This window comes from Collinsella aerofaciens (genome assembly GCF_040910325.1).
In the GTDB taxonomy this organism is placed as follows: Bacteria; Actinomycetota; Coriobacteriia; order Coriobacteriales; family Coriobacteriaceae; genus Collinsella; species Collinsella aerofaciens_BL.
This window is the reverse complement of record NZ_JBDGAV010000024.1, coordinates 23624-32676: the sequence shown is the minus strand read 5'-3', so window position 1 is coordinate 32676 and position 9053 is coordinate 23624. Positions and strand designations below refer to the sequence as shown.

General features: G+C 62.4%; 8 protein-coding genes. 1 reads left to right on the top strand and 7 read right to left on the bottom strand.

Annotated elements, in window-relative coordinates; all coding sequences use genetic code 11:
* On the top strand, window positions 1-1162 hold a 1162-nt coding region (locus AB5Z25_RS09055), incomplete at its 5' end, for a cation diffusion facilitator family transporter (RefSeq protein WP_368135358.1).
* Between the two features lie 18 nt (window positions 1163-1180).
* Here AB5Z25_RS09055 and AB5Z25_RS09050 read toward each other — a convergent pair.
* From AB5Z25_RS09050 to AB5Z25_RS09020, 7 genes are all read right to left on the bottom strand, one after another.
* Window positions 1181-2170 carry a hypothetical protein gene (locus tag AB5Z25_RS09050; RefSeq protein ID WP_368135357.1) on the bottom strand — a complete coding sequence of 330 codons (990 nt, stop codon included), beginning with the start codon at window positions 2168-2170 and terminating at the stop codon, window positions 1181-1183.
* A gap of 179 nt (window positions 2171-2349) precedes the next feature.
* Window positions 2350-4017 carry a formate--tetrahydrofolate ligase gene (locus tag AB5Z25_RS09045; RefSeq protein WP_349070702.1) on the bottom strand — a complete coding sequence of 556 codons (1668 nt, stop codon included), beginning with the start codon at window positions 4015-4017 and terminating at the stop codon, window positions 2350-2352.
* Window positions 4018-4161: 144 nt separating this feature from the next.
* Window positions 4162-5229 (bottom strand): Holliday junction branch migration DNA helicase RuvB, encoded by a 1068-nt coding sequence (gene ruvB, locus AB5Z25_RS09040; RefSeq protein WP_022095140.1) that lies wholly within the window; start codon window positions 5227-5229, stop codon window positions 4162-4164.
* Complete coding sequence (gene ruvA, locus AB5Z25_RS09035; RefSeq protein ID WP_055310211.1) at window positions 5229-5849, bottom strand: Holliday junction branch migration protein RuvA; 621 nt, start codon at window positions 5847-5849, stop codon at window positions 5229-5231. Before ruvA ends, ruvB begins: the two co-directional genes overlap by 1 nt.
* A complete protein-coding gene (gene ruvC / locus AB5Z25_RS09030) occupies window positions 5849-6370 on the bottom strand; it encodes a crossover junction endodeoxyribonuclease RuvC (protein ID WP_022095142.1) in 522 nt (173 codons plus the stop codon). The genes ruvA and ruvC overlap by 1 nt, the downstream gene beginning before the upstream one ends.
* 137 nt (window positions 6371-6507) lie before the next feature.
* Window positions 6508-8493 (bottom strand): NAD(+) synthetase, encoded by a 1986-nt coding sequence (locus AB5Z25_RS09025; protein ID WP_368135356.1) that lies wholly within the window; start codon window positions 8491-8493, stop codon window positions 6508-6510.
* Window positions 8494-8610: 117 nt separating this feature from the next.
* Window positions 8611-8973, bottom strand: a complete 363-nt coding sequence (locus tag AB5Z25_RS09020) for a desulfoferrodoxin family protein (RefSeq protein WP_349105581.1) — start codon at window positions 8971-8973, stop codon at window positions 8611-8613.
* Window positions 8974-9053 lie beyond the last annotated feature (80 nt).

Below are 9053 nucleotides of genomic sequence, written 5' to 3'. Positions count from 1 at the left end.
GGTACATACGCTTGTTCCCGGCAGCGAGGACGAGCCGGTCGATGCATCTTGCCGCACCAACGCGGGTTTTACCGCAAGCCTCATCTGCATTGGACTCAACATCACCCTGTGCCTGGCCAAGGGCATCGCGGGCCTGCTCGCCGGCTCCGTCTCCCTCATCGCCGACGCTTTCAACAACCTCTCCGATGCCTCGAGCAACATCGTGAGCCTGCTCGGGTTCCGCCTTGCCAGCCGCCCGGCAGACGAAGGCCACCCCTATGGTCACGGCCGCTATGAGTACCTAGCCGGCCTGTTCGTCGCCGTCCTGGTTTGCGCCGTCGGCATCAACCTGATCCTCGAGTCGGTCACCAAGATCATCAAGCCTTCCCCCACCGCATATTCGGCGCTCTCCATAGCCGCCCTCGTCTTGTCCATGCTCGTCAAATTCTGGATGGCCGCATTCAACCGCACGCTGGGCGATCGCATCGACTCCGAAACGCTCATCGCCACGGCGCAGGACTCCAAAAACGACGTCATCACCTCGGGCTCGGTCTTGGTGGCGGCGCTTATTTCGCAGACGACCGGCTTTGATCTCGACGGCTGGGCAGGCCTGGGTGTGGGCATCTTCATCTGCATCAGCGGTCTGGGCCTGGTGCGCGACGCCATCAGCCCGTTGCTGGGGCAAGCGCCCGACCCCAAGCTCGTCCAGGCAATCCGCGACAAGATCATGTCCTATCCGCAGGTCCTGGGCACACACGACCTCATGGTGCACGACTACGGCCCCGGCCGTCAGTTTGCCAGCGCACACGTGGAAATGCCCGGAGAGGGCGATGCCTTTGAGCACCACGAGATTCTGGACACCATCGAACATGACATCAAACGCCAGATGGGCATCGCAATCACACTGCATTGCGACCCCATCGCGACAACCGGTGACGATCTACGCGGCTGGGTCAAGCGCGGCGTAGCGCAGATCGACCCCGCGCTTTCCATCCACGACCTTCACGAACACGACAGGTTCGTTTCGTTTGACCTGGTGCGTCCCGACGGCTTTGACATATCCGACGAGGAGCTGCTGGAGCTCGTCACGCGCATCGTGCACGAGCGCCGGCCCGACGTCTCATGCGTCGTCACGTTTGATTCGGGCTTTAGCTCGCCCGACCGTCCAGCAGAGCAGCTGTAGCCCCGCTCCGCTCGTCCGCTAGTTTCCCTGCGCGCCCGAGATGCCGTTTTGCAGGGCGTTCCAGGCATCCGTCGCCATGTCGCCCAAGTTCTGCGCGGTGTCGCCCAGGTTCTGGGCCGTATCGCCCAGCTCTTGCGCCTTGTCTCCCAACTCCTGTGCCTTGTTGCTCAAGTCCTCCAGCGTATTGGAGCTCGAGCTGTCGGTACCGCTTTGGCCGTCGGACGAGTTGCCCGAGCTGTTCTTGTGCGTGAGTTGAATTTCGAGGTTGCCGTTGTCGTTATAGTAGGCAGAAGTAACGACCCAGTTGGCATCGACGACGGGCGTTGAGCCATCATCAGTCAGGACCACGGCATTCGAAAGATCGGCGCCGCGCGACTTGAGGATCTTCTTGGCGTTGGACCAGTACTGCCCCGGGATATCGCTCAGATCGACGGTGCTAGACGAGGCGAACTCGGTTTGCTCGGCAGTGGCATCGGCCGTTGAACTCCCCCGCTTGTTGAGCATGCCCGACACGATGGCAAACACAATCGACAGCGCAAAGAAGATCGCCAGTACGATGAGGATCTTCTTGATCACGCTCGACGAACGCGACGGCTTCCTCTCCTCGTCCTCGCCATATTGCGGAATCGAGTTGGGGTACTCGCGATACGGCTCGCGCGACTCGTAGCGAGGCTGCGCCGTGCGAGGCATATACGTCGTCTGCTGAGGCTGCGGAATGGGATTTTGCGGCAGGTCATCATAGGGATTCGGCGTCGAGGCAGCATAAGAATCCTGCGGCGCGTAATCAAACGGGTCTGCCGCCGCGTTGCCATAGGGGCTTTGCAAAGATGCAGCGTAAGGGTCCTGCGCCGCGTCGCCATAGCCCATAACTCGGGTGAGCTCGGCAGAAGGCTGCGTCGCGGCGGGGTCGACATAACCGGGGTTGGGAACAACGCGGGTCGCATCGGCGCTATCGCCAGCCTGCGCGGAACCGTAGCCGCCCATCACGGTTGTCTTGTCCTGATCCATGCAACGATTCCTTTCCGTCGCCTGTAAGCATCAAGTTATCCATGCATTCTACCAGCGCAAAAGCCTATGATGGGCAGAGTCCGTCGGTATCTACAAGACATGCGCGGGTCTAAGGATCAAAAAGCCCCGCCGGGCCTTGTGGGCACGGCGGGGCGGGCTAGCAGCGATGGACAGCAGACTTAGAACAGGCCGGTGATGTTGCCGTCGTTGTCGACGTCGATGTTCTCGGCCGCAGGGACCTTGGGCAGGCCCGGCATGGTCAGAACACTGCCAGTCAGTGCGACCACAAAGTGGGCGCCGGCGGAAACCTTGAGCTCACGCACCGTGATGCGGAAGTTCTCGGGAGCGCCCAGGGCCTTGGCGTTGTCGCTAAAGCTGTACTGCGTCTTGGCGACGCACACCGGCAGGTTGCCAAAGCCATTCTCGCGCAGCTCGGCGAGCTGGCGCTTGGCGGCCGGCGTAAAGTCAACGCCGTCGGCGCGGTAGACCTTGGTGGCAACGGCCTCGAGGGCATCAGCGACATCAGCGCCGTCCTCATAGGCAAACTTGAGCTCGCTCGGCTGCTCAATCAGACGCATGACCTCATCGGCCAGCTCGAGTGCGCCCTCGCCACCCTTGGCCCAGACCTCGGACAGCTTAACGTTGACGCCGAGCTTCTGGCACTCGGACTCGATGAGCGCAAGCTCGGCCTCGGTGTCCGTCGGGAATCGGTTGATGGCGACCACGCAGGGCAGACCGTAGACATTCTGAATGTTGTCGACGTGGCGCAGCAGGTTGGGCATGCCGGCCTTGAGGGCCTCGAGGTTCTCTTCGTTGAGGTCGCCCTTGGCAACACCGCCGTTGTACTTAAGCGCGCGGGCAGTGGCGACGACCACAACAGCGCTGGGACGAACGCCCGTCATGCGGCACTTGATGTCGAGGAACTTCTCGGCACCCAGGTCGGCACCAAAGCCCGCCTCGGTAATGGCGACATCGCCAAAACGCATAGCCATACGCGTGGCCATGATGGAGTTGCAGCCGTGGGCGATATTGGCGAAGGGACCGCCGTGGACAAACGCGGGCGTACCCTCGAGCGTCTGCACCAGATTGGGCTTGAGCGCATCCTTGAGCAGTGCGGCCATGGCACCCTGGGCCTTAAGGTCGCGGGCACGGACGGGCTCGCCGGCAAAGCTATAGCCGACGACAATCTCGCCCAAGCGTTCCTTGAGGTCGCTGATGCTCGTAGACAGGCACAGAATTGCCATGACCTCGGAGGCGACGGTGATATCGAAGCCGTCCTCGCGCGGCACGCCCTGGGCCTTACCGCCAATGCCGTCGATGACGTGGCGCAGCTGACGGTCGTTCATATCGACGACGCGCTTCCAAGTGATGCGCTTAACGTCAATACCGAGCTGATTACCCTGCTGGATGTGGTTGTCGAGCATGGCGGCCAGCAGGTTGTTGGCAGCACCGATGGCATGGAAGTCACCGGTAAAGTGCAGGTTGATATCCTCCATGGGGATGACCTGAGCCCAGCCGCCGCCGGCGGCACCGCCCTTAACGCCAAAGACGGGGCCGAGCGAAGGCTCGCGCAGGGCCACGGCACTCTTGACGCCGCGACGACGCAGGCCATCGGCCAGACCGATGGTCGTGGTGGTCTTGCCCTCGCCCGCAGGCGTTGGGTTGATAGCGGTCACGAGGACGAGCTTGGCCTGGTGATCGGTCGGCTCGTTGAGCAGTGAATAGTCAACCTTAGCCTTGTCGAAGCCGTACGGAATCAGGTGCTTTACGTCGACGCCGGCGTTCTTAGCCACCTCGGTAATGGGCAGCGGCGTGACGGAACGTGCGATTTCGATGTCAGTAGGCATGGGCGGTCCTTTCGTTGCCGAATGAGAAAAAGACCAATTCAGCATAGCACGGGCGCGCAATAGTAAAACACCCGTAACCGATGAATGGCGATATGTTTATCCAATGCTCAGTGATAGCCTACAGACTAGCCAAAACAAAGCGCCCTAAACGGTAGGTTCAATCCCCAGGTGCTCAAAGGTGCGAAGCGTTGCCTGACGACCCTGCGGCGTACGAATCATCAATCCGCACTGCAGCAAATAGGGCTCATAGACATCCTCGAGCGTGCCCGGGTCCTCGCCCACCGCGCTGGCAAGGGTCGTAAGTCCCACGGCGCGACCGGAGAACGTCTTAGCGAGCGTCTCCAAAATGCGAATATCCATCCAGTCCAGACCGAGCTCATCGATCTCGAAGAACTCGAGCGCCTGGCGACAGATATCGAGCTCGATGGGGCCGTTGCCGCGCACCTGTGCGTAATCGCGCACGCGTTTGAGCAGGCGGTTGGCAAGACGCGGCGTGCCGCGCGAACGCGAGCCGATCTCGAGTGCACTGGGATGATCGATCGTCACGCCCAGAATAGTCGCCGAGCGCGTCACAATCTGCGCGAGTTCCTCGACCGTGTAGTAATCCAGGCGATATGAAATGCCAAAGCGGTCGCGCAACGGGCCGGTCAACATGCCTGAGCGGGTCGTTGCCGCTACCAGCGTAAACTTGGGAATATCCAGGCGAATCGAGCGCGCCGCCGGACCCTTGCCAATCACGATATCGAGGGCAAAGTCCTCCATCGCGGGGTACAGGACCTCCTCGACCGAACGGTTAAGGCGGTGGATCTCGTCGATAAACAGCACATCACCCGGCTGCAAGTTGGTAAGGATGGCCGCCAGGTCGCCGGTGCGCGCGATGGCAGGGCCACTCGTCGTCTTGATCTGAGCGCCCAGCTCGTTGGCGATAACGGTGGCCAGCGTGGTCTTGCCCAGGCCCGGAGGACCCGAGAAAATCACGTGGTCGAGCGTCTCGCCACGGCTCTGCGCCGCTTCGATGAGCACGCGCAGACTCTGCTTGATGTGCTCCTGGCCACAGTAATCGTCCAGGCGCTGGGGGCGCAAAGTGCGGTCGACATCGAGATCCTCGGCCGTCAGCTCCGAGCCCACCATGCGCTCGCCGTGCGCCATGGATGCCGCCGGCGAGTTACCGGGCGTCGCCCACAGGTCCTGAGAGTCATCGGCTTCCCACATCACGCATCCATTCCAAGTCGCTTAAGCGCCGCGCCGAGCAGATCCTCGACACGCATATTCTGCCCATCATACCCGCTCAGGGCAACATCGGTCTCCTGCGGGCTAAAGCCCATGGAAAGGAGCGCCGCACGGGCATCATCGATGGCCGAGGGAGCAGCAGCGGGCACGGGCATCGCAACCTGGCCGGGAATCACGTCGACCGGCACAAAGCCCTTGTCCTTGGCAAAGGTACTCTTGAGCTCCAAGATGAGGCGCTGAGCTGTCTTTTTGCCCACACCGGGTACCTTGGCCATGCCCTTGTCGTCCTCGGCCATCACCAGCGAATACAGCTGCCCCACGGTATAAGTGGAAAGCACGGCGAGCGCCAAGCGCGGGCCAACGCCCGAGACGGACACGAGTCGATCGAACATCGTGCGCTCATCCTTAGAGGAAAAACCGAAAAGCGTCATGGCGTCCTCGCGCACCTGCATACGCGTGTAGAGGCGGACCTCGCCGCCGGGCGTCGGCAACGTGGCCGCAGTGCTGCCCGAGATGCCGAGCTCAAAGCCAACGCCCGATACATCGACAACGGCCGAGCTCATCGTGGCCTCGACAAGCGTTCCATGGAGCTGGGAGATCATCAGTATCCGGTTCCTCTCTGTTGATAGAACTCGCCGCCGGTAAGCGCCCGGGTGCGGCTGAGGTTAACGTGGCAGATGGCGCAGGCCAGGGCATCGGCGGCATGGTCGGGATGCGGGTCGTGGTCGAGCTGTGTTAGCGTGCGTACCATGTAGGCGACCTGGCGTTTGTCCGCGGCGCCCGTGCCCACGACGGCCTGCTTGATCTGCATGGGCGTGTACTCGCCAATCTCGAGCGCGCATTCCGAAAGCGCCACGAGTGCAGCACCGCGGGCATGCGCCGTAGGGATGGCCGAACGAACGTTGGCGCCAAAGTAGATGCTCTCGACAGCAGCCGTGTCGGGTCGATAACGCTCGACGACATCCTTAAGGTCATGGGCGATATGCGACAGGCGCACCGCGAGCGGACTGCCCGCGCTGGTCTCGATGCAACCGTAGGCACGGCAGCGAACCTCGCCGCGCCGCTCCTCGATAATCCCCCAACCCGTATGGGCCAAACCGGGGTCGATGCCCAAGATAACCAAGCCAACCTCCCCTCGCCACAAGCACAGCGCAAGACAAGGCCCCGCGCATCATTCACGAACGTCTGTTCTAGAATAACACAACGGGGCCAAGATGCTTAGTTGAAGTATCGGGGTTGGAAGCGAATCCTATCCCATAGTTAGTTCTGCGAGAAAAAGGGGAACTGCCTCGGATCTACTGGCGGGTGCGGCATCGGGCCACCCTGGGGACTACCTTGCGAGCCGCCCTGACCGCCCATCATCTTATCGATGGCGTCCTGAACCTCGCCCTCGAACTTTTTCATTCCCTCGTGTAAACGACGCTGACCGTCCTCAGAGCGCAGCTCCTCCATCTGCTCGGGCGAAATACCCAACAGGTCACCCAATATGCCCATCATCTCGCCACGCATGCGCTCGCTTGTATCCTCGTCGGCAAAGCGGTTCACCTCGGCGCGCGCCAGCGCATCGACCGTCATGCGTTCCTTGCCGCTCAGTCCCAGGTCGGACCACGCGAGCATATACGGCCAGGCGCGCTCGACAAACGAACGGGCCGAGATGATCGGCGCCGTCGGCAGCATGCGACGAGCAGCCTCACCCTGGCGCACAAGCATCAGCAGCAGCGAGCAGGCCTCGGGCTTGCCGGCGGCCATCGGGATGTCGTCGAAGGGACGGTTGCGGTCGACGTGTGACTCGAGCGTGCCATCGACCTCGCCCGGCTCAAGTCCGCCGAGCAGCTGCGCCGCACGATCGAGCATGTCGACCGGGCCGTCGAGCGTCGAGAGCGCCCGCGCCAGCACGCGCTCCATGCAATCCTCCACCGCGTTGAGCGTCACGAGCTCCTGCGGCACCACGGCGGACGTGCGGTTACGCACACGCGCCACAAACTCGAGCGTCGACAGGTATACGTCACCAAAGGGCGCATAATCGCCCTGGTAGCCACCGCAAAGCGCGGGCGCCGCCAGCGCGTACTCAGTTTTGGACAGTGGGCTCAACGCCATCGCACCCAGCTCGAGCGCCGTATCCTCCAGCATGAGGCCCAGCGTACGCGAGCGCAGGCGCTCGGCATCGCCCGCCGACACGTCGCGATCGAGCACACGCGCCGCATCCGGTGCATCGCGCTCGACAGTGCGAATGTGCAAACGCTCGGCGATGGCACGGACGGCGGCACAGCGGGCAGCCTCGGCCTCCTCCTGCGCCGGCGTAAAGATACGGTTGCGCCCCAGCACCAGGCCAATTACGTTACGCGGACCCAGAGCGTCAACGGCCAGCGCCGCCAGCAGGGATGACGGCAGGTCACCCTCGAGTGCCACCACAGCACGCGACGCACCGTGGGCCCGAGCGTTGTCGCGCACGGCGAGCACCAGCGCCTGCCACAACCACTCCTCGGAACGGAACTCGGGCAGTTCGTGATCTTCCAGGGCATCGAGCATCACGCCGCGCTGAATCTCCTGAACCAGCAGGCTCTCCTCAAAACACGGCGCCTGGGCCACCACGCGACCGCAGTCGTCGAGCACAAACGAACCGCCGGTATACACCGACTCGTCATAGGCACCGACCGGCGCCATGCAGGCAAACCACACGCTGCGCTTGGAGGCGACCTTGCGGTAGGCGCCGCTGCGAACGGCGGCAATGGCAGCAGTCTCGCGGTCGGTCATGTCAAACGCGTTGAATTGGAAATACGCAATGAGGTCAACACCGGTCGGCAACATCTCGAGTTCGCGGTCCAAGTCAAAAATTACGGCGATGCGCACGCCGTCCACGTCGAACACCGGCGGCGCCCAACGCGTGTCGTTGTTCTCGCCACGCTGCAAGGCAATGCTCGAACGCGCCGGCACCACATGACCGTCCTTGAGCATCATGTAGTCGAGCAGCGGTTGGCCCTCAAACGAAACCGCCGCGGGCACGATGCAGATCATGTCAAGCTCCTGGATACGCTCGGCGACACCAGTCAAGCCGGCAAGCATGTCGTGCTCAAAGTCGGCAGCGCCCACCAGGCCACCGGGCATGGCGCCCATAAAGAGCGGAGCCGGAACGCACAGCACGCGCGCCCCGCGCTCGTGGGCCAGACGAGCCTGGTCCTCAATGCGGCCGCAAATGCCCTCAATATCACCCAGGCGCATATCGATCTGTGCAAGCGCGAGCTTCATGGCCCAGCCCTTTCCGTCGTAAACCATCGAAATCGTAGTAAAAGCGCCGGCCGCATAATGCAGCCGGCGCTTGCATGTGCATATGCTAGCTATGATACCCCGAGCGGGGGCGCGCTCCTAGAATGTCGCGGACCACAGCCCGTGCAGGTTGCAGTAGGCATAGACGGTACCGGTCTTGGAGCCGCCCGCGAAAAACGTCGCGGGTTTCATGCCGGGCTCAAGGTAATGGACCTCTAAGCGGCCCTCGGCCTCAAGGGCGATCCACTCAATGTAGTGCTCGGGCAGGCTGGGGTGCTCGACCGAGCCAACGCGTGCGCGAATCACGTGACCGTCGCGCTCGGTCTCGACAACAGGCACGTGCTTCTCGTGCGCCGCGTCCTCAGTGTTTGCGGTCAGTTCCGTGCAACCGGCAGGGGTCGCAACGTCGTCGCTAAGGGCGGCGATGAGCTTGCCGTCGGGGTCCCTAAAGAATTTCGCCATGATGTTCTCCTTTGCTGATGTGCCAATGTTCTTGATGGTTCTTATGCCCAAAGGCAGACAAACCATCCACGGCATTGCAA